The organism is Bacillus mesophilus (genome assembly GCF_011008845.1).
Classification (GTDB): domain Bacteria; phylum Bacillota; class Bacilli; order Bacillales; family SA4; genus Bacillus_BS; species Bacillus_BS mesophilus.
This window is the reverse complement of sequence record NZ_JAAIWM010000012.1, coordinates 36,633-62,730: the sequence shown is the minus strand read 5'-3', so window position 1 is coordinate 62,730 and position 26,098 is coordinate 36,633. Positions and strand designations below refer to the sequence as shown.

27 protein-coding genes and 2 other annotated features are annotated in these 26,098 nt (G+C 38.0%); all 27 genes read left to right on the top strand.

Going from position 1 to position 26,098, the window contains the following annotated elements; translation table 11 throughout:
- Positions 1 to 230 (top strand): hypothetical protein (locus G4D63_RS21760; protein WP_205603922.1); only part of this gene is annotated, 230 nt, incomplete at its 5' end.
- A 314-nt stretch (positions 231 to 544) separates the two neighbouring features.
- Entirely contained in the window at positions 545 to 1,213 is a 669-nt protein-coding gene (locus tag G4D63_RS20425; protein WP_163181910.1) for an MgtC/SapB family protein, read from the top strand.
- A 136-nt stretch (positions 1,214 to 1,349) separates the two neighbouring features.
- A complete protein-coding gene (locus tag G4D63_RS20420) occupies positions 1,350 to 1,811 on the top strand; it encodes a CtsR family transcriptional regulator (protein ID WP_163181909.1) in 462 nt (153 codons plus the stop codon).
- Positions 1,812 to 1,846: 35 nt separating this feature from the next.
- Positions 1,847 to 2,395 (top strand): protein-arginine kinase activator protein McsA, encoded by a 549-nt coding sequence (locus tag G4D63_RS20415; protein WP_163181908.1) that lies wholly within the window; start codon positions 1,847 to 1,849, stop codon positions 2,393 to 2,395.
- A 3-nt stretch (positions 2,396 to 2,398) separates the two neighbouring features.
- Positions 2,399 to 3,499 carry a protein-arginine kinase McsB gene (locus G4D63_RS20410; protein ID WP_163181907.1) on the top strand — a complete coding sequence of 367 codons (1,101 nt, stop codon included), beginning with the start codon at positions 2,399 to 2,401 and terminating at the stop codon, positions 3,497 to 3,499.
- Positions 3,496 to 5,940 carry an ATP-dependent protease ATP-binding subunit ClpC gene (gene clpC / locus G4D63_RS20405; protein ID WP_163181906.1) on the top strand — a complete coding sequence of 815 codons (2,445 nt, stop codon included), beginning with the start codon at positions 3,496 to 3,498 and terminating at the stop codon, positions 5,938 to 5,940. Before G4D63_RS20410 ends, clpC begins: the two co-directional genes overlap by 4 nt.
- A gap of 221 nt (positions 5,941 to 6,161) precedes the next feature.
- Positions 6,162 to 7,535 carry a DNA repair protein RadA gene (radA, locus tag G4D63_RS20400; RefSeq protein WP_163181905.1) on the top strand — a complete coding sequence of 458 codons (1,374 nt, stop codon included), beginning with the start codon at positions 6,162 to 6,164 and terminating at the stop codon, positions 7,533 to 7,535.
- 4 nt (positions 7,536 to 7,539) lie between these two features.
- On the top strand, positions 7,540 to 8,613 hold the full coding sequence (gene disA / locus G4D63_RS20395; protein ID WP_163181904.1) for a DNA integrity scanning diadenylate cyclase DisA: 1,074 nt from the start codon (positions 7,540 to 7,542) through the stop codon (positions 8,611 to 8,613).
- A gap of 142 nt (positions 8,614 to 8,755) precedes the next feature.
- A complete protein-coding gene (locus G4D63_RS20390) occupies positions 8,756 to 9,841 on the top strand; it encodes a PIN/TRAM domain-containing protein (RefSeq protein ID WP_163181903.1) in 1,086 nt (361 codons plus the stop codon).
- Positions 9,842 to 9,958: 117 nt separating this feature from the next.
- A complete protein-coding gene (ispD, locus tag G4D63_RS20385; RefSeq protein ID WP_163181902.1) occupies positions 9,959 to 10,645 on the top strand; it encodes a 2-C-methyl-D-erythritol 4-phosphate cytidylyltransferase in 687 nt (228 codons plus the stop codon).
- A 15-nt stretch (positions 10,646 to 10,660) separates the two neighbouring features.
- Positions 10,661 to 11,143, top strand: a complete 483-nt coding sequence (ispF, locus tag G4D63_RS20380) for a 2-C-methyl-D-erythritol 2,4-cyclodiphosphate synthase (protein ID WP_163181901.1) — start codon at positions 10,661 to 10,663, stop codon at positions 11,141 to 11,143.
- Between the two features lie 86 nt (positions 11,144 to 11,229).
- Positions 11,230 to 12,690, top strand: coding sequence for a glutamate--tRNA ligase (gltX, locus tag G4D63_RS20375; protein WP_163181900.1), 1,461 nt, complete (start codon positions 11,230 to 11,232; stop codon positions 12,688 to 12,690).
- Positions 12,691 to 12,815: 125 nt separating this feature from the next.
- Positions 12,816 to 13,039, top strand: a binding site (T-box leader).
- A gap of 214 nt (positions 13,040 to 13,253) precedes the next feature.
- Positions 13,254 to 13,910, top strand: a complete 657-nt coding sequence (cysE, locus tag G4D63_RS20370) for a serine O-acetyltransferase (protein WP_163181913.1) — start codon at positions 13,254 to 13,256, stop codon at positions 13,908 to 13,910.
- Positions 13,891 to 15,291 carry a cysteine--tRNA ligase gene (gene cysS / locus G4D63_RS20365; RefSeq protein ID WP_163181899.1) on the top strand — a complete coding sequence of 467 codons (1,401 nt, stop codon included), beginning with the start codon at positions 13,891 to 13,893 and terminating at the stop codon, positions 15,289 to 15,291. The genes cysE and cysS overlap by 20 nt, the downstream gene beginning before the upstream one ends.
- A gap of 3 nt (positions 15,292 to 15,294) precedes the next feature.
- On the top strand, positions 15,295 to 15,708 hold the full coding sequence (locus G4D63_RS20360) for a Mini-ribonuclease 3 (protein WP_163181898.1): 414 nt from the start codon (positions 15,295 to 15,297) through the stop codon (positions 15,706 to 15,708).
- Positions 15,709 to 16,464: a 23S rRNA (guanosine(2251)-2'-O)-methyltransferase RlmB gene (gene rlmB / locus G4D63_RS20355; protein WP_163181897.1), complete on the top strand. Its 756-nt coding sequence runs from the start codon at positions 15,709 to 15,711 to the stop codon at positions 16,462 to 16,464.
- A 4-nt stretch (positions 16,465 to 16,468) separates the two neighbouring features.
- Entirely contained in the window at positions 16,469 to 16,978 is a 510-nt protein-coding gene (locus G4D63_RS20350) for an NYN domain-containing protein (RefSeq protein ID WP_163181896.1), read from the top strand.
- 101 nt (positions 16,979 to 17,079) lie between these two features.
- A complete protein-coding gene (gene sigH / locus G4D63_RS20345; protein ID WP_163181912.1) occupies positions 17,080 to 17,700 on the top strand; it encodes an RNA polymerase sporulation sigma factor SigH in 621 nt (206 codons plus the stop codon).
- Between the two features lie 85 nt (positions 17,701 to 17,785).
- Positions 17,786 to 17,932 (top strand): 50S ribosomal protein L33, encoded by a 147-nt coding sequence (gene rpmG, locus G4D63_RS20340; protein WP_163181895.1) that lies wholly within the window; start codon positions 17,786 to 17,788, stop codon positions 17,930 to 17,932.
- A gap of 46 nt (positions 17,933 to 17,978) precedes the next feature.
- Entirely contained in the window at positions 17,979 to 18,161 is a 183-nt protein-coding gene (secE, locus tag G4D63_RS20335) for a preprotein translocase subunit SecE (protein WP_163181894.1), read from the top strand.
- Between the two features lie 214 nt (positions 18,162 to 18,375).
- On the top strand, positions 18,376 to 18,909 hold the full coding sequence (gene nusG / locus G4D63_RS20330) for a transcription termination/antitermination protein NusG (protein WP_163181893.1): 534 nt from the start codon (positions 18,376 to 18,378) through the stop codon (positions 18,907 to 18,909).
- A gap of 163 nt (positions 18,910 to 19,072) precedes the next feature.
- The gene (gene rplK, locus G4D63_RS20325; RefSeq protein WP_163181892.1) at positions 19,073 to 19,498 is read left to right on the top strand and encodes a 50S ribosomal protein L11; all 426 of its coding nucleotides are present in this window, start codon (positions 19,073 to 19,075) and stop codon (positions 19,496 to 19,498) included.
- Positions 19,499 to 19,613: 115 nt separating this feature from the next.
- The gene (rplA, locus tag G4D63_RS20320; protein ID WP_163181891.1) at positions 19,614 to 20,315 is read left to right on the top strand and encodes a 50S ribosomal protein L1; all 702 of its coding nucleotides are present in this window, start codon (positions 19,614 to 19,616) and stop codon (positions 20,313 to 20,315) included.
- A 39-nt stretch (positions 20,316 to 20,354) separates the two neighbouring features.
- Positions 20,355 to 20,495, top strand: a sequence feature (ribosomal protein L10 leader region).
- A 43-nt stretch (positions 20,496 to 20,538) separates the two neighbouring features.
- Positions 20,539 to 21,039, top strand: coding sequence for a 50S ribosomal protein L10 (gene rplJ / locus G4D63_RS20315; RefSeq protein WP_163181890.1), 501 nt, complete (start codon positions 20,539 to 20,541; stop codon positions 21,037 to 21,039).
- Between the two features lie 55 nt (positions 21,040 to 21,094).
- Positions 21,095 to 21,454 carry a 50S ribosomal protein L7/L12 gene (gene rplL / locus G4D63_RS20310; RefSeq protein ID WP_163181889.1) on the top strand — a complete coding sequence of 120 codons (360 nt, stop codon included), beginning with the start codon at positions 21,095 to 21,097 and terminating at the stop codon, positions 21,452 to 21,454.
- A 95-nt stretch (positions 21,455 to 21,549) separates the two neighbouring features.
- Entirely contained in the window at positions 21,550 to 22,149 is a 600-nt protein-coding gene (locus G4D63_RS20305; RefSeq protein ID WP_163181888.1) for a class I SAM-dependent methyltransferase, read from the top strand.
- 288 nt (positions 22,150 to 22,437) lie between these two features.
- Positions 22,438 to 25,974, top strand: a complete 3,537-nt coding sequence (rpoB, locus tag G4D63_RS20300; protein ID WP_163181887.1) for a DNA-directed RNA polymerase subunit beta — start codon at positions 22,438 to 22,440, stop codon at positions 25,972 to 25,974.
- Positions 25,975 to 26,098: the final 124 nt, after the last annotated feature.

The following is a 26,098-nucleotide window of genomic DNA, read 5'->3' as shown; positions in this document are numbered from 1 at the left end:
ATTCGCCGCTTATTTTAGTCCGGATCCGAACACGGAAGTTAAGCTCTTGCGCCGGTGGTAGTTGGGGCATTGCCCCTGTGAGAGTAGGACGTCGCCAGGCAAAAAAGGAGAAAAGAGTAGCTCATGTAGCTACTTTTTTTTGTGTTAATGAGCACGAAGTACTAAAGGATATACAACAAGACCAGAAGACTAAAAGAAGCAAGAAGGTCGAGAAAGCGACAGGAGAGTAGAATGTCGCCAAGAAAATAGAAAAAGAGTAGCTTGTGTAGCTACTCTTTTTCTATTTGTGTAAAGTAAGGAGACTGAATGCTAATAAAATTTGCAAATGAAAACTCAAATCTCAATTCTACCAAATTCAACTAACCTCATCATATCCTCCACTCCAATTACAAATAAAGCCTCTGATATCAATCTAATCTACCAAATCTAGCAAATAATCGAGTCCCTTCTTTTATGAAAATAGTGACCAATTTTGGCGAAAATGTCATATTATGCCCTCCTTCTTTATACGATATTTTAAACAACTAGTAGGAGGACAAAAGTTATGGATTTCATACTACACAATGAATTAGTGATTATAGTTAGTCGTTTGTTATTGGCTGTTTTATTATGTGGTTTAATAGGTCTTGAACGAGAGGTAAACCAACATCCTGCAGGGTTTAGAACCCATCTTCTTGTAGGAGTAGGGTCATGTTTAATGATGGTTTTGTCTTTGTTTGGTTTTGAATCTGTCATCCATCATGAAAATATCAGATTTGATCCAGCACGGATTCCTTCATATGTTATTAGTGGTATTGGCTTTTTAGGAGCTGGAACGATTTTGGTTAAGGACTCTACTGTTAGAGGTTTAACAACAGCTGCCTCTATATGGGTGGTAGCAGGATTAGGGTTGATTATTGGAGCAGGATTATTTGGAGTGGCGATTATTACGACTGCCATCATTTTGATAATTTTAATTACCTTAAATAAGTTCGAAAGTCTCTTCTTACAGGGTAGAAGGAAGTCATTGATTGAGGTAACTATGGAAAAAGAATGCTTATTGAAGGTTATAAGATGTATTAACAGTCATGACGGAAGAATTATTATGATTACAACAAAGGAAGAAGATAAAAATGAGCTGAAAGTAAAGTTTGAGTTAAAGGGAAAAGAGCAAATTGAAATCATGAAAGAACTTTATATGATTGACGGCGTACAAAATTTCACTAAATTGTAAGGTTGTCATCATGTTTTTGCCCATTTTTGGCTAGGATAGATGTAGGGAAAGGGTTGTTAGTTGAAAATTATAGGTAAGCTTTATATAATGTACTTAAAGTCAAAGATAGTCAAAGTCAGAAAGGGCTGGGGGTTGAGTGAGAAACATATCTGATGTTATTGAACAATATTTAAAGCAGGTTTTAGATATTAGTGGAGATAAAGTGATTGAAATCAAGCGTAATGAAATAGCAGATAAGTTTCAATGTGTGCCTTCCCAAATTAATTATGTGATTAACACTCGCTTCACGCTTGAAAGAGGATATATTGTTGAAAGCAAGCGCGGAGGCGGGGGATATATTCGTATCGTTAAAGTTGAGATTGATGATCGGACACACTTACTCGATCAAATTATAAAACTTATTAACAAAGAGTTAAGTCAGAGTAATGCTGAGGATATTATTCTCAGATTAGTAGAAGAAGAAATTATTTCTAATAAAGAAGCAAGAATTATGTTAAGTGTGATGGATCGCTCTGTATTACTGTTAAATTTACCGCATAGAGATGAGCTAAGAGCTCGTCTAATGATATCTATGCTTAGTACGCTTAAGTATAAATAATGTGTTTTTAGTCTTAGTAGGGGAGTGTAGGGATAATGGTTTGTCAGGAATGCCAGCAAAGGCCTGCTACTTTGCACTTTACTAAAATAGTAAATGGTGAAAAATCAGAGATTCATATTTGTGACCATTGCGCAAAGGAGAAGGGTGAACTAAGCATGTTTTCAGATGGTGCGGGTTTCTCCTTTAATAATCTATTAGCAGGATTATTAAACTTCGAACACCAACCCTTCAAGAAGGATTCAAATGCTTTTACTCCAACTGAGGTGATCCAGTGTGATCGATGTAAGTTAACCTTTCAGCAATTTGCAAAGGTGGGTAGGTTTGGTTGCTCCAATTGCTATAAAGCCTTTCAGCACCAGTTAGATCCGGTCTTAAGAAGGCTGCATAGTGGTAATACCGTTCATACAGGGAAGATACCTAAAAGAATTGGTGGAAGCATCCATGTAAAAAAACAAATCGATTTATTGCGAACAGAGTTAAAAGAATTAATAGTAAATGAAGAGTTCGAAAATGCTGCAAAGCTAAGAGATAGAATTAGAGAGCTAGAAACATCATTACAGGCTCAAAAAGGGGAGGGACATTAATCGATGTCACTTCAACGATTTATAGAACAAGCAATTAGTCCATGGATGAGTCAAGAAGGACCAGACTCAGACATAGTATTAAGTAGTAGGATCAGACTTGCAAGAAATATAGAGAACTATCAGTTTCCCATTATTACTTCTAATGAGGAAGCAAAAGAGATCATTCAACTTTTTGAAGAACAGTTTGTTGATCAGACATATGATGGGGTAGGGAAGTTCGAATTATTAAAGATAAATGAGCTTCAACCTATTGAAAAGAGGGTATTGGTAGAGAAACACTTAATTAGCCCACATCTAGCAGAGGATACGAACTATGGAGGGTGTCTTCTTTCAGAAAACGAAGCAATTAGTATCATGATTAACGAAGAGGACCATATTCGAATCCAATGTTTATTTCCTGGTTTTCAACTAACAGAATCACTTCAAGAAGCAAATAAATTGGATGATTTGATTGAACAATATGTTGATTATGCGTTTGATGAAAAAAGGGGATATTTAACTAGCTGTCCTACGAATGTAGGAACTGGTATGAGAGCGTCAGTTATGATGCATTTACCTGGGCTAGTAATGACTCAACAGATGAGCAGAATTATTCCTGCTATTAATCAATTAGGATTAGTAGTCAGAGGTATTTACGGAGAAGGTAGCGAGGCGTTAGGTAATATCTTTCAAATCTCTAATCAGATGACCCTTGGAAAAACGGAAGAAGATATCGTTGAGGACCTGAAGAGTGTTGTTCAGCAACTTATTGTTCAGGAGAGGTCAGCACGAGAGGCACTCGTTAAGACATCACAACTTCAACTAGAGGACCGAGTGTATCGTTCATTTGGGGTTTTAGCCCACTCTAGAATCATTGAATCAAAGGAAGCGGCACGATGTTTATCAGATGTGAGGCTCGGAATTGATTTAGGTTTCATAAATGATATTTCCAGTAATATACTTAATGAATTGATGATTTTAACGCAACCAGGGTTTTTACAGCAATATGCAGGAGGTCCTCTAAGACCAACAGAACGTGATATGAGAAGAGCTACATTAATAAGAGAACGCTTAAATATGGAGAAACAGAATTCATTAGATGACGAGGGAGGCAAAACAATATGATGTTTGGACGCTTTACGGAACGTGCTCAGAAGGTGTTAGCATTAGCTCAAGAGGAAGCAGTTCGTCTTGGACACAATAATATTGGGACAGAACATATATTGCTTGGACTAGTTCGTGAAGGAGAAGGAATCGCAGCAAAAGCCCTTCAGGCTTTAGGATTAAGTCCTGATAAGATTCAGCAAGAGGTAGAAACCTTAATTGGTAGAGGCCAGGACGCTTCTCAGACCATTCATTACACACCAAGAGCCAAGAAGGTAATTGAACTTTCAATGGATGAAGCAAGAAAGTTGGGTCATTCATATGTAGGGACCGAACATATCCTTCTAGGATTAATTCGTGAGGGAGAAGGTGTAGCTGCAAGGGTTTTAAATAACTTAGGTGTAAGTTTAAATAAGGCTCGTCAGCAAGTACTGCAGTTACTAGGAAGTAATGAATCATCATCTGGGTCACATCAAGGTGGGGCATCTGTTCATGCAAACACACCTACTTTAGATAGTCTTGCTAGAGACTTAACTTCTATTGCAAGAGAGGGAAGTCTAGATCCTGTTATTGGTAGAAGTAAGGAAATTCAACGTGTTATTGAGGTGTTGAGCAGGCGTACTAAAAACAATCCTGTTTTAATTGGAGAACCTGGGGTTGGTAAAACAGCTATAGCAGAAGGCTTAGCACAACAAATTATAAATAATGAAGTACCTGAAACTTTAAGAGATAAGCGCGTTATGACATTAGATATGGGTACTGTTGTGGCTGGTACAAAGTATCGTGGTGAGTTTGAAGACCGTTTAAAGAAGGTTATGGATGAAATTCGTCAGGCAGGAAATATCATTTTATTCATAGATGAGCTTCATACCTTAATTGGTGCAGGTGGTGCTGAAGGTGCGATTGATGCCTCTAATATTCTTAAGCCATCCTTAGCAAGAGGCGAGCTTCAATGTATTGGTGCTACAACATTAGATGAATACCGCAAATATATTGAAAAGGATGCAGCTTTGGAACGTCGTTTTCAACCTATCCAGGTAGATGAACCAACATTGGATGAGTCTATTCAAATTCTAAAAGGTCTTCGTGATCGTTATGAAGCTCATCATCGTGTGTCAATTACAGATGAGGCTATAGCGGAGGCTGTTAAGCTTTCTGATCGATACATTACAGACCGCTTCTTACCAGATAAAGCAATTGATCTGATTGATGAGGCTGCTTCAAAGGTCCGCTTACGTTCATATACCACTCCTCCGAATTTAAAGGAGCTTGAGAACCAGCTAGAAGAAGTGAGAAAAGAAAAGGATGCAGCAGTTCAGAGTCAAGAGTTTGAAAAAGCAGCATCTTTAAGAGATACAGAGCAACGTTTAAGAGAACAGCTTGAAGAAACGAAGAAGTCTTGGAAAGAGAAGCAAGGGCAGGAAAACTCAGAGGTAACAACGGAGGATATCGCATTGGTTGTTGCGAGCTGGACTAGAATTCCAGTATCAAAGCTTGCAGAGTCTGAGACAGAGAAGCTATTAAAATTAGAAGAAATCCTTCACTCTAGAGTCATTGGTCAACAGGAAGCAGTCGTTGCTGTTTCTAAAGCAGTACGCCGTGCTAGAGCAGGACTTAAGGATCCTAAGCGTCCTATTGGTTCCTTCATTTTCTTAGGCCCAACTGGTGTGGGTAAAACAGAGCTTGCACGTGCATTAGCAGAAGTCATGTTCGGTGATGAAGATTCTATGATTCGAATTGATATGTCTGAGTATATGGAGAAGCATTCAACTTCACGTTTAGTTGGGTCACCTCCAGGATATGTAGGGTACGATGAGGGAGGACAATTAACAGAGAAGGTTCGACGCAAGCCATATTCTGTTGTCTTACTAGATGAAGTAGAAAAAGCTCATCCAGACGTATTCAATGTATTATTACAAGTTCTAGAGGATGGACGACTAACAGACTCAAAGGGACGAACAGTTGATTTTAGAAATACAATCGTAATCATGACTTCTAACGTTGGCGCTGACACATTAAAGCGTAATAAGTTTGTTGGATTTAATGTCCAAGATGAAGGTCAGGATTATAAGGACATGAAAGGGAAAGTCATGGACGAGTTAAAGAAGGCATTCCGTCCAGAATTCTTAAACCGAATTGATGAAATTATTGTGTTCCACTCACTAGAGAAGAAACATTTAAGAGAGATTGTATCACTCATGACAGAGCAGTTAACAAAGCGACTTACAGAACAATATATAGAGCTTGTGGTGACAGATCCAGCATTAGATAAGCTAGCTGAAGAAGGAAATGATCTAGAGTACGGTGCTCGTCCATTAAGAAGGAGTATCCAGAAAAATGTGGAGGACCGTTTATCAGAAGAACTGTTAAGGGGTAAGATTGAAAAAGGTCAAAAGGTGGAGCTTGATGTAGTGGACAATGAATTTGTTGTAAGACAGGTGGAGAAATCCACTACATTGTAGAGGGCTTGTATAGCCCTCTCTTTTTTTCATTGCTCTTTAATTTAATAGTTAACCTATAGCTCGTTGACTGGGTAAGAATTGTTATGGAACGAGTTCCCTATTTAAAATCTAGACTTTTATTAAGTTTTCACGATTGTTGATTCAACAGTTTAATTGAGAAAAGTGGATTATGATATCATAAATTAAAGAGTAGAATGGTAAGGTATAGAAAGGGAGAAATTATGGTGAAGAGAAAAACAAAGTTTACATGCCAAGCATGTGGATATGAATCAGCTAAGTGGATGGGGAAATGCCCAGGATGTGGAGCATGGAACACTTTAACTGAAGAGCTAGAGCCAAGTAAGTCAGGGAGAAAGTTAACTTTTACTGCCTCTGCAAATGAGGGGATGTCAAAGCCAATTAAGTTAAAAGACGTTGAAACAATCCAAGAACCCCGAATCAAGACCGATATTACTGAATTTAATCGAGTGTTAGGCGGAGGGATTGTACGAGGTTCTTTGGTGTTAATTGGTGGAGATCCTGGTATAGGGAAGTCGACACTCCTTTTGCAAATTTCTTCTTATTTAGCTTCTAAACAAAATGTACTTTATATATCAGGTGAGGAATCTGTGAAGCAAACGAAACTCAGAGCTGAACGTTTAGATGTCTCATCAGATTCCCTTTACGTATTGTCAGAAACAGATTTGGAGCTTATAACCAAATCGATTGAAGAGACAGATCCTGCCTTTGTTGTTGTTGACTCCATACAAACCATTTATCACCCAGAAGTTCAATCTGCTCCAGGTAGTGTCTCTCAGGTGAGAGAATGTACTGCTGAGTTGATGCGTATTGCCAAAACGAAGGGAATTGCCATCTTTATTGTTGGTCACGTTACGAAAGAGGGAGCGATTGCTGGTCCCCGATTATTAGAGCATATGGTAGATACGGTTCTTTATTTTGAAGGGGAGCGACATCATTCTTATCGAATACTTCGTGCTGTTAAGAACCGTTTCGGCTCAACGAATGAAATGGGTATTTTTGAAATGAAGGAAGAAGGGTTAGAAGAGGTTTTAAATCCTTCTGAGATATTTTTAGAAGAACGTTCGAAGGGAGCTGCCGGCTCAACGGTTGTAGCATCAATGGAAGGCACAAGACCCGTCCTTGTTGAAATACAGGCACTCGTTTCCCCGACTAGTTTCGGGAACCCCCGTAGGATGGCCACTGGATTGGACGTAAATAGAGTCTCCCTCTTAATGGCTGTTTTAGAGAAAAGGGTAGGGTTATTACTTCAAAATCAGGATGCCTATTTAAAGGTCGCAGGTGGTGTGAAGTTAGATGAGCCAGCCATAGATTTAGCAGTGGCTGTAAGTATTGCATCTAGTTTTAAAGATCAACCATCCTCCGCTACAGATATATTAATTGGAGAAGTAGGTTTAACGGGTGAGGTCAGAAGGGTATCTAGAATAGAGCAAAGAGTGCAGGAAGCTGCTAAGCTCGGGTTTAAGCGTGCAATCATCCCAGAAAAGAATATAGGTAATTGGAATGTACCCCCTGAAATTAAAGTAGTCGGAGTTGAGCATGTTCGGCAAGCTTTACAATTAACTTTAGGAGGCTAGGTGAATGGAAGATTACAAGCAGCGTGAAAAAGACATCACAGAGATTCTTCAATTTATTGCTCCGGGAACCCCCATTCGAGAAGGGATCGACAATGTACTCCGAGCTAAAACAGGAGGCTTAATTGTTGTTGGTTACAATGACAGTGTCCGTTCCGTTGTGGATGGGGGGTTTTCAATAAATTGTCCTTTTTCACCTGCTCAGTTATATGAATTAGCTAAGATGGATGGAGCAATCATTCTAAATGAAGCAGGCAGTAAAATTTTGTTTGCAAATGCTCAGCTTATTCCAAACCCAACTATACTTTCTTCAGAAACGGGAATGAGACATAGAACGGCAGAAAGAGTAGCAAAACAAACAGGAAGTTTAGTCATTTCCATTTCTGAAAGACGAAATGTTATAACGTTATATCAAGGCAACTTTCGGTATGCATTAAAGGATATTGGTGTTATTTTAACTAAAGCGAATCAGGCTATTCAAACATTAGAAAAATATAAAACAGTATTAGAGCAAAGTATTACAAATTTAGGTGCTTTAGAATTCGAAGATTTGGTGACACTATCAGAAGTAGTGCAGGTTCTTCATCGTATTGAAATGGTTTTACGAATTAAGAATGAAATTTTAAGTTATATTGATGAACTAGGAGTAGAGGGGAGATTAATACGTCTTCAAATGACTGAGTTAATCGCTCACATAGAAGATGAGGCCGCTCTGTTAATCCGGGATTATTCAAACATTGCAAATAGTGATCCTTATCCGATTGTGAAGAAACTACAATTGCTGTCGAATACGGAATTATTAGATGATGCAGTCATCTTGAAGCTACTGAAGTATTCAGCGGCTACCAATATTGATGACCCTGTTACACCAAGAGGATACCGGATCTTATACAAAATCCCGAGATTACCACTCCCTATCATTATGAATATCATTTCAACATTCGGTAATCTAAAAACTATTTTAAAAGCCTCTACAAATGAATTAGATAAAGTAGAGGGAATTGGTGAGGTGAGGTCGAAAAAGATAAGGGAAGGATTAAGAAGATTGCAGGAACAGCATTTTATAGACCGGCAAATGTAGAAATGTCCCTAGTATTATTCCCCGCTATTTGTCGTACTTTTTACAAGTCTATGTCAAAAAGACAACATTTTTAATAAACTATTGTAATAATAGGTTTCAAAGATGACAAACTGTTTATAATGAATAAATAGGAGGTGAATGTATGATAAAACGTGTTGTGCAACTAAGCTTTTTACTTGTTGGTGGAACATTAGGAGTTTTTTTTATACCGTCCTTATTTTCATTATTAGAAGTGAGTACTATGCCATTTATGGACTCTCCTTATACTAGAGCAGGTTTAGGTGCCATTATATTCTTTATCATCACATTTTGGTTAGTTGATTATGTAGTGGATTTCATTAAATGGATTGAAGAAGGGTTAGTGAAGGCCCCGGTAGCAGAGGTGCTATTTGGAAGCTTAGGGTTAATCTTTGGCCTAATCGTTGCCTTTTTAATTGCGATTCCCATTAAGACAATCGAGTTTCCTTTAGTCAATACCGTTATTCCTATCCTATTGACACTTTTGTTAGGCTATTTAGGATTTCAGGTGGGCTTTAAAAAGCGGGATGAACTCATTAATCTATTTTCTATTTCAAACAAAGGAAAGAAAAAGGATATGGAAGAAGAGGTCGTAGTGAAAGGTGCATTAAAGATTTTAGATACTAGTGTAATCATTGATGGCCGAGTAGCAGATATTTGTCAAACTGGATTTCTAGAAGGAACAATTGTCATACCTCAGTTTGTGTTAGAAGAATTACAGCATATAGCTGACTCCTCAGATGTGTTAAAGCGTAATAGAGGCCGCCGAGGATTGGATATTTTAAACAGGATTCAAAAGGAATTAGCTATTAAGGTTGAAATCTATGAAGGTGACTTTGATGAGATACAAGAGGTTGACAGTAAGTTAGTCAAACTAGCTAAATTAACTTCAGGTGTAGTTGTTACCAATGATTTTAATTTAAACAAAGTATGTGAGCTTCAAAATGTCGCTGTACTAAATATTAATGATCTAGCAAATGCAGTAAAGCCAGTCGTACTTCCAGGTGAAGAACTGAATGTTCAGGTTATTAAAGATGGAAAAGAATACAATCAGGGCGTGGCTTATCTTGATGATGGTACGATGATTGTTGTTGAGGATGGCAGAGACTTTATTGGTAAGCGAATTGATGTATTAGTAACAAGTGTTCTTCAAACATCAGCGGGTCGAATGATTTTTGCCAAGCCTAAGCTTCTAGAAAAGGCTTTGTAATCCTACTAACATATATATTACAATAGATAATTGATGTAGAGAAGAAAAGGGAGACCCTTTTCTTCTCTTTGATTACATAAAAACAATTTATTTGTTAACAAAAGGACGTTGCGCAAAATGAATTATAAAGTGATTATTCCTGCTGCTGGTCAGGGTAAAAGGATGAAGGCAGGGAAAAATAAACAGTTTATTTTATTAGGTACGAAACCGGTAATCATTCATACATTATCTGTGTTTGAAAAAGATAAAGATTGTACTGAAATTATTTTAGTGGTAAATAAGGATGAAGTGGATACGTTTAAGACGCTACTTAAAGAGCATCATATTCACAAAGTAAAGCAATTGATTAATGGTGGAGAGGAAAGACAACATAGCGTTTATAACGGGCTTAAACAGGTGGATTCTGATACCGAGCTTGTCTTGGTTCATGATGGAGCAAGACCGTTTATTACCATTGAGAAGATTCAGTTACTCGTTCAAGAGGCATCAAAAACTGGAGCTGCTATCTTAGCAGTGCCAGTCAAAGATACAATTAAAAGGGTGACAAATGGTCAGGTAGACGAAACGGTAGAGCGATCTAGCTTGTGGACAGTCCAAACTCCACAGGCTTTTCGTGTTAATCACTTACTAGAAGCCTACAATCTAGCATCAAAAACAGGTTTTTTAGGTACTGATGAGGCAAGTCTTGTGGAACAACTGAACAAGCCTATTAGTGTAGTTACAGGAGATTATGACAATATCAAGCTAACAACACCCGAGGATTTAATCTACGGTGAATCCATTTTAAAGAAGTGCCAAGAATAAGGGGGATTAACAACTATGTTTCGAATCGGTCAAGGTTTTGATGTACATCAATTAGGTGAAGGGGTACCATTGATTATTGGTGGAATTACAATTCCATATGAGAAAGGCTTAATTGGCCATTCAGATGCAGATGTCCTTCTACATACAATCGCGGATGCATGTTTAGGGGCTATTGGTGAAGGAGATATTGGAAAGCATTTTCCTGATACAGACCCTGCTTTTAAAGGTGCTGATTCTGCAAAATTACTTTCTCATGTTTGGGAACTTGTTGAGCGAAAGGGATATCAGCTTACAAATGTAGATTGTACAATCATTGCGCAACTGCCAAAGATGGCACCCTATATTGAACAGATGAAAACGAGAATTGCTGAACTACTACACGCTACTCCTGAGCAGGTGAATGTAAAGGCGACAACGACTGAAAAGCTAGGATTCACAGGCCGAGGCGAAGGGATTGCTGCTCAGGCAGTCATATTAATTCAAAAAATAGAAGGATAAGGATCGCTTCCTTCTTACACAGGTGATAAAATAAGTTGTAAAATAGTGGGCTATACATAGTTAAGGAAAATAGGATGGTGTAAACGATGAATGTTAATGAAGTACGTGTAAGATATGCGCCAAGTCCAACGGGACATCTACATATTGGTAATGCTAGAACAGCGTTATTCAATTATTTATTTGCAAGAAACCAAAATGGTAAGTTTATTATTCGTATAGAAGATACCGATCAAAAGCGAAATATAGAGGGCGGAGAGGAAAGCCAACTAAAATTCTTAAAATGGTTAGGTGTTGATTGGGACGAGAGTACAGATGTTGGTGGACAGTATGGTCCATATCGTCAATCGGAGCGAAACGATTTTTATAAGAAATATTATGAAGAGTTACTTGCAAAGGGCTTAGCTTATAAGTGCTATTGCACAGAGGAAGAAATTGAGCAGGAAAGAGAAGAGCAAATTGCCAAAGGCGAAATGCCTCGCTATTCAGGTAAGCACCGTAACTTAACTGATGCGGAAAGAGAAGCATTTGAAAATGACGGTAGACAGCCAAGTATCCGTTTCCGAGTTCAGGAGGGGAAAGTTTATCGCTTTAACGATATGGTTAAGGGTGATATAAGCTTTGAATCTGATGGGATGGGTGATTTTGTAATTGTAAAGAAGGACGGTACTCCGACCTATAATTTTGCAGTAGCAGTTGATGATCATTTAATGGAGATTACTCATATTCTTCGAGGCGAAGATCATATATCTAATACACCAAAGCAACTGATGATATATGAAGCTTTGAATTGGGAGATTCCTACGTTTGGACATATGACGTTAATTGTAAATGACCAACGTAAAAAGTTAAGCAAGCGAGATGAGAGTATCATTCAATTCATTGAACAATATAAAGAATTAGGTTATTTACCAGAAGCATTATTTAACTATATTGGCTTATTAGGATGGTCTCCTGGTGGAGAAGAGGAGCTCTTTAGTAAAGAGAAGTTTATTGACATCTTTGATCCTGCACGACTTTCTAAATCACCAGCGGTGTTTGACACTCAAAAGCTTAAATGGATGAACAATCAATATGTGAAAAAGCTTGAGTTAGAAAAAGCGGTACAATTAGCTTTACCTCATTTGGTGAAATCAGGTAGAGTAGGTGAAATTAGATCAGAGGCAGAAGAAAGTTGGGTAACAGGTCTAATTGGGCTTTACCAAGAACAGCTGAGCTATGGTGCTGAAATTATCGAGTTATCTGAGCTTTTCTTTAAAGATGAAGTGGAATATGATGAAGAGGCAAAGACTGTACTGGAAGAAGAGCAAGTTCCAGAGGTCATGAATGCATTTTTATCACAGCTAAAGCAGCTTGATGTTTTTGGACCAACTGAAGTTAATGCAGCCATAAAAGCAACACAAAAAGAAACTGGACATAAGGGTAAGAAACTATTTATGCCAATCCGTGCTGCAATCACAGGTCAAACGCATGGTCCTGACCTTCCCAAAGCAATCTCGCTACTAGGAAAAGATAAGGTTATAAAAAGAATTGAACAACTTATTGGTTAACAAATTTTAAATAGTGTAATATAGTAACATAAGAGTTAGATAAGAACGTGTTCAAAAAGTGGAAAAATATAGACGATTAGAAAACAATCGCTATTTTTATCGGGCTTTTTGAACATCCTATATAGGGAAAAGTGTTGAAGAGGAAAGTAAGTGTAGTCTTGTTCTTTATCAGAGAGAACCATCATCGGCTGAAAGTGGTTCAAGAACGCTACAACTGAAGTGCCCCTCGGAGTCTTCTATTGAAGGTTTAAGTAGGTAGAAGCGGCTGCTCACCGTTAATAGAGTAAAAGTTGAGACAGCGAAGAATCTGTCTAAACAGAGTGGAACCGCGCATAAAAGCGTCTCTGTGTTATATACACAGAGACGCTTTTTTTATGGCTTCAGTAACATGTACTTGAGGTTCTGTAAAGGCAGTGCGATTTGACCGTTACTGGTAAACCATCAGGTGTAGTAATTTAATTTTTAAAACTAAAGGTAGCTGGGAATTTAAAAACCTTGGCAACCTATAATAACCTGTTATTGCTTGTGGAGAAGGAGGGAGTCACTTGTTTAGTTGGCTAACTATGTTAAAAGAAGATATCAAGGTTGTATTTGAGCAGGATCCAGCTGCTAGGAGCACGATGGAAGTTGTATTAACGTATTCTGGACTCCATGCTATATGGGCCCACCGAGTAGCCCACAGTTTTTATAAACGAAAACAATTTTTTTTAGCAAGAAGTATATCACAAATAAGTAGATTCTTTACTGGTATAGAGATTCATCCAGCAGCCAAGATTGGTAGGAGATTCTTTATTGATCACGGTATGGGTGTAGTAATTGGGGAAACATGTGATATTGGTAATAATGTAACCATCTTTCAAGGCGTCACTCTAGGTGGTACGGGCAAAGAAAAGGGCAAGCGACATCCTACCATTAAAGATAATGCCTTGATTGCTACGGGTGCTAAAGTATTAGGGTCAATCACGATTGGTGAGAATTCAAAAGTTGGGGCGGGTTCTGTTGTTTTACATGATGTTCCTGCAAATTCAACAGTAGTAGGAATTCCGGGGAAAGTAGTCATTCAGGATGGGGTTAAGATTAAGAAAGATTTAGATCATTGTAATTTACCAGATCCAGTTGCAGATCGCTTTAAAGAACTGGAGCAGGAAATTCAAGGATTGCAAAATGAACTTAAGCAATTAAAAGAAGGGAAGATAAAAAGTGGCTATCCAACTATATAATACACTCACTAGAAAAAAGGAATCATTCCAGCCAATTGAAGAAGGCAAGGTAAAGATGTATGTTTGTGGGCCTACAGTTTATAATTACATCCATATTGGGAATGCAAGACCAGCCATAGTTTTCGATACGGTAAGGCGATACTTTGAATATCGTGGCTATGATGTGCAGTTTATTTCTAACTTTACCGATGTGGATGACAAATTGATAAGAGTCGCAAATGAATTAGGTGAAGATGTACCAACGATTGCTGACCGTTTTATAGATGCTTACTTTGAAGATGTTTCAGCATTAGGATGCAAAAAGGCGGATCATCATCCACGTGTAACCGAGAGTATGGATATCATTATAGAGTTTATCGAGAAGTTAATTGAAAAAGGTTTTGCTTACGAGGCGGAAGGTGATGTTTACTTTAAAACGCGAGCTTTTGAAGGCTATGGTAAGCTATCACATCAGCCAATTGAAGACTTACGTTCAGGTGCAAGGATTGAGATTGGCGAAAAGAAGCAGGATCCATTAGATTTCGTTTTATGGAAGGATGCAAAAGAGGGTGAGATCTACTGGGAAAGTCCATGGGGGAACGGAAGACCTGGTTGGCATATTGAATGTTCTGCAATGGCAAAAAAGTACCTCGGGAATACAATTGATATTCATGCAGGAGGTCAAGATCTAACATTCCCTCACCACGAAAACGAAATAGCACAATCAGAGGCATTAAACGAGGAAACCTTTGCTAAGTACTGGATGCATAATGGTTATATTAATATTGATAACGAAAAAATGTCAAAGTCTCTAGGTAATTTCATCCTAGTTCATGACATTATAAAAATGATAAACCCACAAGTGCTTCGTTTCTTCATGTTATCTGTTCACTATCGTCATCCTATAAACTTTAGTCAAGAACTGGTAGATAGTGCGAAGAATGGGTTTGAAAGAATTATCACATCCTATGAAAATCTAAATCATCGTATCGCTAGTAGTACAAACTTAACAGATCATGATGATAAATGGACAGAAAAGCTAGAAGAAATCCGTAAATCTTTCATAGCAGAAATGGATGATGATTTTAATACAGCTAATGCAGTGTCTGTTTTATTTGAGCTTTCAAAGACAGCAAATCTATATTTAATGGAAAAAACAACGTCTGAACATGTGATTAATCGTTTCACCTCTCTGTTTGAGGAATTAATGGATGTTTTAGGCTTAAGCCTTCAAAAAGAAGCAGAGATCCTAGATGAAGAGATTGAAGCAATGCTACAACAACGAATTGATGCGAGAAAAAATCGAGACTTTGCTTTGGCAGATCAGATTAGAGATCAGTTAAAAGCAATGAACATTATCCTAGAGGACACCCCACAAGGAACTAGGTGGAAAAGAGGATAATTCATGAGTGAAAAGGAAATCAATGCGGATTTATTAAATAGCTTAGCTTTAGCTTATATGGGTGATGCCATTTACGAAGCTAGTATAAGGCATCACCTGCTTCAAGCTGGAAGTGTTAGACCAAACCAACTGCATCGGGAAGCAACAAACTTCGTCTCTGCAAAGGCACAAGCTTATATTGTTCACGAAATGCTTAATAGGAAGATGGTGTCTGATGCGGAAGAAATCATCATCAAACGAGGAAGAAATGCAAAATCTGGGACCATTCCTAAAAATACTGATGTACAAACTTACCGATATAGTACGGCATTTGAGGCGTTAATTGGGTATCACTACCTGACTAAGAATGATGAGAGATTAACACAATTGATTGAAATTTCCATTCGATTAATTGAAGAAAAGAAAGGAGGAAAATAAATGTCTCAAGATAATTCACAAGAAATTGTAATTGGAAAGAACCCTGTGTTAGAAGCATTAAGAGCAGGAAGAGATATAAATAAAATATTAATTGCCGAAGGGGCATTAAAAGGTCAAACGGGTCAGATCATGCAACTGGCAAAAGAAGCGGGTGTCATCGTTCAAATCGCACCGAGAAAAAAGCTAGACCAAATGTATGATGGAAATCATCAAGGAATTGTCGCACAGGTTGCAGCCTATAAGTATGCAGAGATAGATGACTTGTTTAAGGCCGCAAAGGAAAAAGGAGAAGATCCTTTCTTTATCCTTTTAGATGAAATAGAGGACCCGCATAACTTAGGGTCTATTATTAGGACAGCAGATGCAGTTGGAGCACATGGTATCATCATTCCAAAACGAAGAGCAGTTGGGTTAACAGCAACAGTTGCGAAGGCATCAACGGGTGCTATTGAATATGTGCCAGTAGTTCGTGTGACAAATATGGCGAGAACCATAGAAGATTTAAAGGAACAAGGAGTCTGGATCATTGGTACAGATGCGTCTGGTAAAACAGATTACCGAAAAATGGATGTTACTTTACCGATTGGAATTGTCATTGGTAGTGAAGGCAAAGGAATTAGCCGTTTAGTTCGTGAAAAATGTGACTTTTTAGTTCGATTGCCGATGGTAGGTAAGGTCACCTCTTTAAATGCTTCGGTTGCAGGAAGCTTACTAATGTTTGAGGTGCTTCGTAAAAGACAGCCTCTAGAGGAATAGGTTTATGGATGTACTGCTTGTTGATGGCTACAATATCATTGGGGCTTGGCCCAAACTTAGAGAGCTAAAACAAAATGACCTTTCAGCGGCTAGAGATCTCTTAATAGAAAAAATGGCGGAGTATAAAGCCTATTCTGGCTACCGAGTGATTATTGTTTTTGATGCTCATCTAGTTAAGGGAATTGAGAAGAAGAAGAAAAATCATAAAGTAGAAGTAATTTTTACGAGGGAAAATGAAACAGCTGATGAAAGGATCGAAAAATTAGCTAAAGAGCTAAAAAATGTACGAACACAAATCCACGTAGCCACCTCAGACTTTACCGAGCAATGGGTGATTTTTGGACAAGGAGCACTTAGAAAATCAGCAATGGAGCTACTTAATGATATGAATGTAATTGAAAAACAAATAAAGACTACTTTACAAAAAAAGCATGAAAAAAAACCATCTTCTAGAATTCAACTTTCGGATGAAATGGCAGAAATTTTTGAAAAATGGCGTCGAGGAGACCGATGATAGGTTGACGCTATCGAAAACTCTACTGTATAATATTTCTAACTACTGTGTGAGAGTCCGGAGGGATAGGAGTGAGTTCATACCTCAAGGAAAGAGACAACATGAAGTTCGAAGAGTTAGAGGATGAGACCGTTGTTGATTTAGTTCATCAAGGTGATACCGATGCTTTAGATTATTTAATCAATAAGTATCGTAATTTTGTTCGGGCTAAAGCGCGCTCATATTTTCTAATAGGTGCAGACCGAGAAGATATCATTCAAGAAGGCATGATTGGTCTCTATAAGGCGATCCGTGATTTTAAAGAGGACAAGCTCTCTTCGTTTAAAGCGTTTGCAGAGCTGTGTATTACGAGGCAGATCATAACAGCCATTAAAACGGCTACAAGACAAAAGCATATTCCACTTAATTCTTACGTGTCTCTGGATAAGCCGATTTATGATGAAGAGTCAGATCGTACGCTTATGGATGTAATTTCTGGTGCTAAAATTCTTGACCCAGAGGAATTAATCATTAATCAAGAGGAATTTAGCGATATTGAATTGAAAATGGCTGAGTTGCTTAGTGACCTAGAACGTAAAGTACTTGTTTTATATCTAGATGGGCAATCCTATCAGGAAATTTCAGAAGAATTAAATCGGCATGTAAAGTCTATTGATAATGCTCTTCAAAGAGTAAAGCGTAAACTTGAACGATATTTAGAGCTAAGGGAAATTTCTCTGTAAAAAAGGTTTATTGACTACACTTTTAGGCTGTGATACATTTTTATAGATTAAAAAAACATTTTTTAACCTATAAGAGGGTGCTATCATGAGGAAAAAAGTAGTACTAGCTTGTGAGGTTTGCTACCATCGTAACTATTCAACCATGAAGAAAACGGATCAGCTTCATAGACTTGAGGTAAATAAATTCTGTAAGACATGCAATGCTCACACGGTTCATCGGGAAACGAAATGATGCTCTAATTGACGGAGCGGTGTGTAATATAGTTGGAGGTAATGATATGCAACGTTTGACGAAGTTTTTACGAAATGTAGTTCGTGAAATGAAGAAGGTAAGTTGGCCGAAGCGAAAGGAACTTACTCGTTACACCATTACAGTGGTTTCGACTGTAACATTTGTAGCTGTCTTTTTCGCAGTAATTGATTTAGGTATTTCTTCAATCATTCGATTAATACTTGAATAATTATGGTAAATTCATGGTATAATGTGGATAGACCTTAAGAAACATGTGAAAAGCCCGTTGAACGGGTTTTTTAATTTGTCTTTTTTAATATTAGCTTTGATAGTCTTTATCAGGGCCTTTTATTTAATGGTGTGAGTTTTAATGAAACGAACTCGGTTTTTACATAATGAAAGTTATTTTGATTTTTGGGAGGGAAGGACAAGCGTCCTAACACATGGAAAAACAATGGTATGTTGTGCATACTTACTCAGGTTATGAAAACAAAGTTAAAGCAAACTTAGAAAAACGTGTTGAATCAATGGGGATGCAAGATAAAATCTTCCGAGTAATTGTTCCGGAAGAGGAAGAAACAGAGATGAAGAATGGCAAGAAGAAAGTAACAAAGAAAAAAGTATTTCCTGGTTATGTGCTTGCTGAAATTATCATGACTGATGATTCTTGGTATGTAGTAAGAAACACACCTGGAGTTACAGGCTTCGTTGGTTCTGCAGGATCAGGTTCTAAACCAACCCCACTTCAACCTGAAGAAATTGCATTTATCCTAAAACGCATGGGTATGGAGCAAACGAGAATTGATGTTAAATTCGAGTTAAAAGAAAGTGTTAAAGTTTCTGAGGGTCCATTTACTAACTTTACAGGAACAATAGAAGAGATTGATAAAGTTAAGCAAAAGGCTAAAGTTCATGTAAATATGTTTGGAAGAGAAACGCCAGTAGAGCTAGACTTCTCTCAAATTGAAAAAATCTAAAAGAATAACTTGAATTCATTTATTAAAAGTGGTAATATTGCATAGGTCGATATGTCTTCAAAAAGAAGATGGTATTAGTCAAATTCTTTTTCTATAAAAAGAAAGATGAGTGGGAGGGTAAATACCCTATTACCACATCACGGACTTTAAGGAGGTGTGTCTCGTGGCTAAAAAAGTTATAAAGATTGTTAAGCTTCAAATCCCTGCAGGTAAAGCTAATCCTGCGCCACCAGTAGGTCCTGCATTAGGTCAAGCAGGTGTTAATATCATGGGATTCTGTAAAGAATTCAATGCTCGTACTGCTGATCAAGCTGGTCTAATTATTCCTGTTGAAATTACGGTATTTGAAGACCGTTCATTTACATTCATTACAAAAACTCCACCTGCTGCTGTTCTATTGAAAGTAGTAGCTGGTATTCAGTCAGGTTCTGGTGAGCCTAACAAGAAGAAAGTTGCAACAGTTAAGCGTGATAAGGTTCGCGAAATCGCAGAACAAAAAATGCCTGACTTAAACGCAGCAAGCGTAGAAGCTGCTATGAAAATGGTAGAAGGTACAGCGCGCAGCATGGGAATTGTTATCGAAGACTAATCCTATGATTCTCTAATGGATGGTTAAGGTTGCGGAACATGGACAAGTACCATTTCGCAACCTTTATTCGTGGGAGGAATATCCGTTAAAACCACAATCGAGGAGGAAATGTAAAATGGCTAAAAGAGGTAAGAAGTATTTAGAAGCTGCAAAGCTTGTTGATCGCTCTAAAGCATATGCTGTTGCAGAAGCAGTTGATCTTGTTAAAAAGACAAGTGTTGCTAAATTCGATGCAACTGTTGAAGCTGCATTCCGTTTAGGGGTTGACCCTAAGAAGGCAGACCAACAAATCCGTGGAGCTGTAGTACTACCAAATGGTACTGGTAAAACTCAACGTGTATTAGTATTTGCTAAAGGTGAAAAGGCGAAGGAAGCTGAAGCTGCTGGAGCTGATTATGTTGGAGATGCAGACTATATCAACAAGATCAACCAAGGTTGGTTCGAATTTGATGTAATCGTTGCAACACCTGACATGATGGGTGAAGTAGGTAAACTTGGTCGTGTGTTAGGACCAAAAGGCTTAATGCCAAACCCTAAGACTGGGACAGTTACATTTGATGTAACGAAAGCAGTTAACGAAATCAAAGCTGGTAAAGTAGAATACCGCGTTGATAAAGCTGGTATCATCCATGTACCAGTTGGAAAAGTTTCATTTGATGATCAAAAATTAGTTGAAAACTTTACAACAATCTACGATACACTATTAAAGGTTAAGCCTGCTGCAGCAAAAGGTACTTACATGAAGAACGTAGCATTAAGTTCTACAATGGGTCCTGGAGTAAAGGTAGATGCTTCAACTTTCGTAGCAATTAAATAGTTGACATCCAGCCATAATGGCTGTAATATATTAAATGTTGTTCAAAAAACATTTATACCGTAGACAGTAGGTGCTGACAAGCTTAATTTCCTACCGAGGTGATTAGATACAGTAGCAATATTCATTGCTGTCTAACCTACCTTCACGTCTACAAAGGCGTGGAGGTTTTTTAATACACCCTTATGATCGGTATATATGTAGTAATTTTACAGGAGGTGTAGAAATGAGCAGTGTAGTTGAACTCAAAAAACAAACTGTAACAGAAATTGCTGATAAGCTTCGTGAAAGCAAATCAACAATCGTTGTAGACTACCGTGGATTAACGGTTGCACAGGTAACAGAATTACGTAAGCAACTTCGTGAAGCTGGTATCGATTTTAAGGTATATAAGAATACTTTAACTCGCCGTGCTACTGAAGAGGTTGGTCTTGGAGGACTTAACGAATATTTAACAGGCCCTAATGCTATTGCATTCGGATCTGATGATGTTGTTGCTCCTGCAAAGATCATTAACGAGTTTGCAAAGAAGAACGATAAGCTTGAAATTAAAGCTGGTGTAATCGAAGGAAACATCGCATCACTTGAGGATGTTAAAGCTCTTGCTGAACTTCCATCTCGTGAAGGATTACTTTCTATGTTACTTAGCGTACTACAAGCTCCAATCCGCAACCTTGCTCTTGTTACAAAAGCAGTTGCAGATCAAAAAGAAGAACAAGGCGCTTAATTTAGTAGCCTAACAACCAATAAAATTTTTAAAAATTAAAAGGAGGATATCTCTCATGACTAAAGAACAAATCATTGAAGTAGTTAAAGGTATGACTGTTTTAGAACTTAACGACTTAGTAAAAGCAATTGAAGAAGAATTCGGAGTAACTGCTGCTGCTCCTGTAGCTGTAGCTGGTGCTGGTGCAGCTGCTGTTGAAGAACAGACTGAATTTGATGTAATCCTTGCAAGCGCTGGTGACCAAAAGATTAAGGTTATCAAAGTTGTTCGTGAAATCACTGGTTTAGGATTAAAAGAAGCTAAAGACTTAGTTGACAACGCTCCAAAGGCATTAAAAGAAGGCGTTGCTAAAGAAGAAGCAGAAGAAATCAAAGCTAAGCTTGAAGAAGTTGGCGCAAACGTAGAAGTTAAGTAATAAAAAAAGTAAGCTCGCTAACATAGCGGGCTTATTTTTATAGGGTTAATTGTATAGATTGCTGTGGATACTAGATGTAAAAGGAGGTGTTTTCCATGAGTGAACATTATTATTCTCGGAACCCATCTGTTGAAAGTAACCAGCAAAACTTTAACTATACACTTCGTGGACATTCTTTAAGATTTACTACAGATCAAGGTGTTTTTTCAAAGGGTGATATAGATTTTGGTTCGAGGTTATTAATAGATTCTATACATCTAGCTGATGTAGAGGGAAGAATCCTAGATGTTGGCTGTGGATATGGCCCAATCGGACTTACGATGGCAAAGGAATATCCAGATCGTATCGTTGATATGGTTGATGTAAATGAGAGAGCACTTTCTCTAGCTGAAAAGAATGCTCAGAGTAATGATATAACTAATGTAGAAATTTATTATAGTAATGCCCTTCAAAATGTAGAACAATCTAGTTATGCAATGATTATCACAAACCCACCTATTCGTGCCGGCAAGAAGGTAGTTCATGAAATTTTTGAAGAGGGCTTTAGTCGTTTGGTTAAGGGAGGAGAGCTTTGGATTGTGATTCAGAAAAAGCAAGGTGCTCCATCAGCTATTGAAAAGTTAAAAACCTTAACAGAAGATGTAGAAATTGTTATGAAAAGCAAAGGGTATTTCATAATAAAAGCTAGAAGATAAAATGGTTGACGGATAATTTTTCCTGTGTTAGCATTATATAATGCCAATATATTATTTTTCCTTGGATTTTTTAAACATTATGTGTATATTAATGGGCGTACAAGGGAAAACTAATTCAATAGGACATTATGTATAAATGTGGTTTTCTAAGTAGAACCCTTTTTCTTTTTGTCTTACGAATTAACTAGTTTTAAGATTTGTTAGTAGTATTTTCTTTAGACATCATCTCAGAAGCGTGTATTCGTTTCTGATGTGAAATAAAATTGCTTGATTTGAGGGGTGAATCAGTTGACAGGTCAACTAGTTCAGTATGGACGCCACCGCCAACGTAGAAGCTATGCTCGTATAAGTGAAGTTCTAGAATTACCAAATTTAATTGAAATCCAATCCTCTTCGTATCAATGGTTTCTTGATGAGGGATTGCGTGAGATGTTCCAAGACATTTCTCCAATTGAAGATTTTACAGGTAATTTATCACTTGAGTTTATAGATTATAGCTTAGGTGAACCAAAATACTCTGTGGATGAATCAAAAGAAAGAGACGTTACATATTCCGCGCCTTTACGGGTGAAGGTTCGTCTGATCAACAAAGAAACAGGCGAAGTGAAAGAGCAAGATGTATTTATGGGAGATTTCCCATTAATGACTGAAACTGGGACATTTGTAATAAACGGTGCAGAACGTGTAATTGTGTCTCAGCTTGTTCGATCTCCTAGTGTATATTACAATGGGAAAATTGATAAAAACGGTAAACGTGGATTCACGGCTACCGTCATTCCAAACCGTGGTGCTTGGCTTGAATATGAAACAGACGCCAAAGATGTGGTGTATGTTCGTATTGATCGTACTCGGAAGCTACCGGTTACGGTTCTTTTGCGTGCGCTTGGGTTTGGCTCTGATCAAGAAATCATAGATTTACTAGGGGATAATGAATATTTAAGGAATACCCTAGATAAGGATAATACTGAGACCACAGAGAAGGCATTGCTTGAAATTTATGAGCGTTTACGCCCAGGAGAGCCTCCTACGGTAGAAAATGCAAAGAGTCTATTAGAATCAAGATTCTTTGATCCAAAACGCTATGATTTGGCAAATGTTGGACGTTACAAGATTAATAAGAAGTTACATATCAAAAACAGACTATTTAATCAACGTTTAGCAGATTCTCTAGTAGATCCTGAAACAGGTGAAATACTAGTTGAAAAGGGTACAGTTCTAGATCGCCGTACTCTAGATAGAGTGTTACCTGCTTTAGAAAAAAATATCGGCTACAAGACTATTCGTCCATCAGGCGGAGTGTTAGATGGAGATATTACTCTTCAATCTATTAAAATTTATGCACCTATTGAAGGTGAAGCAGATCACGTAATTAATGTTCTTGGTAATTCAAACATTGAAGAACGTGTTAAAAACATAGCTCCAGCTGATATCATTTCATCTATTAGCTACTTCTTTAATCTCTTATATAAGGTAGGAGACACAGATGATATTGATCACCTAGGTAACCGTCGTTTGCGTTCTGTTGGTGAATTACTACAAAACCAATTCCGTATTGGACTATCTAGAATGGAACGTGTAGTTCGTGAAAGAATGTCAATTCAAGACACGAATGCTATAACTCCACAAGCATTAATCAATATTAGACCAGTTATTGCATCAATTAAAGAGTTCTTTGGTAGCTCTCAGTTGTCTCAGTTTATGGATCAAACCAATCCACTAGCTGAATTAACACATAAGAGAAGACTCTCTGCTTTAGGGCCAGGTGGATTAACACGTGAACGTGCAGGATTTGAAGTCCGTGACGTACACTACTCTCACTATGGAAGAATGTGTCCAATTGAGACACCTGAAGGACCAAACATTGGGTTGATCAACTCACTATCAAGCTATGCAAAGGTAAATCGATTTGGTTTTATCGAAACGCCTTATCGTAAGGTAGATCCTGAAACAGGTCATGTTACGAGTCAAATAGATTACCTAACAGCTGATGAGGAAGATAACTATGTAGTTGCGCAGGCGAACGCGAAGTTAGCTGATGATGGTTCATTTATTGAAGATGACATTGTTGCTCGTTTCCGTGGTGAAAACACTGTAGTTAACAAAGATCGCGTTGACTATATGGATGTATCACCAAAGCAGGTTGTTTCTGCTGCGACTGCTTGTATCCCATTCTTAGAGAACGATGATTCGAACCGTGCTCTAATGGGAGCGAACATGCAACGTCAGGCAGTACCTTTATTAAATCCTGAATCTCCATTAGTTGGGACAGGTATGGAATATGTGTCGGGTAAAGACTCAGGTGCTGCTGTTATTTGTAAATTCCCGGGTGTTGTTGAGAAAGTTCAAGCTAAGGAAATCTTAGTAAGACGCTACACTGAAGTAGATGGTGAAAGAGTTAAGGGGAACCTTGATAAATATAAGCTTCAAAAGTTCATTCGTTCTAACCAAGGTACATGCTACAACCAACGTCCGATCGTAAGTGTTGGGGATGAAGTAGTAAAAGGTGAAATCCTTGCTGACGGTCCATCAATGGAAAAAGGGGAACTAGCGTTAGGTCGTAACGTTTTAGTTGCTTTCATGACTTGGGATGGATATAACTACGAGGATGCAATTATCATGAGTGAACGCCTAGTTAAGGATGATGTATACACTTCTGTACATATTGAAGAATATGAATCTGAAGCTCGTGATACTAAGCTTGGACCAGAAGAGATTACACGTGATATCCCTAATGTCGGTGAAGATGCACTGAAAAACCTTGATGATCGTGGAATCATTCGAGTTGGTGCGGAAGTTAAGGATGGAGATTTACTTGTAGGTAAGGTAACTCCTAAGGGTGTAACAGAATTAACAGCTGAAGAACGTTTATTACATGCAATCTTCGGTGAAAAGGCAAGAGAAGTTCGTGATACATCACTACGTGTACCTCATGGTGGTGGCGGAATTGTCCTTGATGTTAAGGTGTTTAACCGTGAAGACGGAGATGAATTACCACCAGGTGTGAACCAATTAGTACGTGTGTATATTGTTCAAAAACGTAAAATTTCTGAAGGGGATAAGATGGCGGGACGTCATGGTAACAAAGGGGTTATCTCTCGTATCTTACCAGAAGAAGATATGCCATATTTACCAGATGGCACACCTGTAGATATCATGTTAAACCCATTAGGGGTACCATCTCGTATGAATATCGGTCAGGTTTTAGAGTTGCACTTAGGGATGGCGGCAAGATATTTAGGTATTCATGTTGCTTCTCCGGTATTTGACGGAGCTCGTGAGGAAGATGTTTGGGATACACTTCTTGAAGCTGGAATGTCAAGAGATGCTAAAACTGTACTTTACGATGGACGTTCAGGAGAGCCGTTTGATAACCGTGTATCTGTTGGAGTCATGTATATGATTAAACTTGCTCACATGGTTGATGATAAGCTACATGCTCGTTCAACTGGACCATACTCACTTGTTACGCAACAACCGCTTGGTGGTAAAGCACAATTTGGTGGACAGCGTTTTGGTGAGATGGAAGTTTGGGCACTTGAAGCATATGGTGCTGCTTATACTCTTCAAGAAATCCTTACAGTTAAATCAGATGACGTTGTTGGTCGTGTGAAAACGTATGAAGCGATCGTTAAAGGTGAGAATGTCCCAGAACCAGGTGTTCCTGAATCATTCAAGGTTCTAATTAAAGAGCTTCAAAGTTTAGGTATGGATGTAAAAATTCTATCTAGTGACGATAAGGAAATTGAGATGAGAGATCTGGATGATGATGAGGATCAATCAGCTGACAAGCTTAATATTGAAGTAGAGGCTACTAACGAAGTTTAATTCTATAAAGAAACGATACTTAATAGAACATTTAAAATGGGTGGGGGAGAAATCAGTAGATTTCTCTTTCCCCTTCTAACAAAAAAAGTAGATTTTCTTTGTGAGTAATAACAGTTTCACGTGT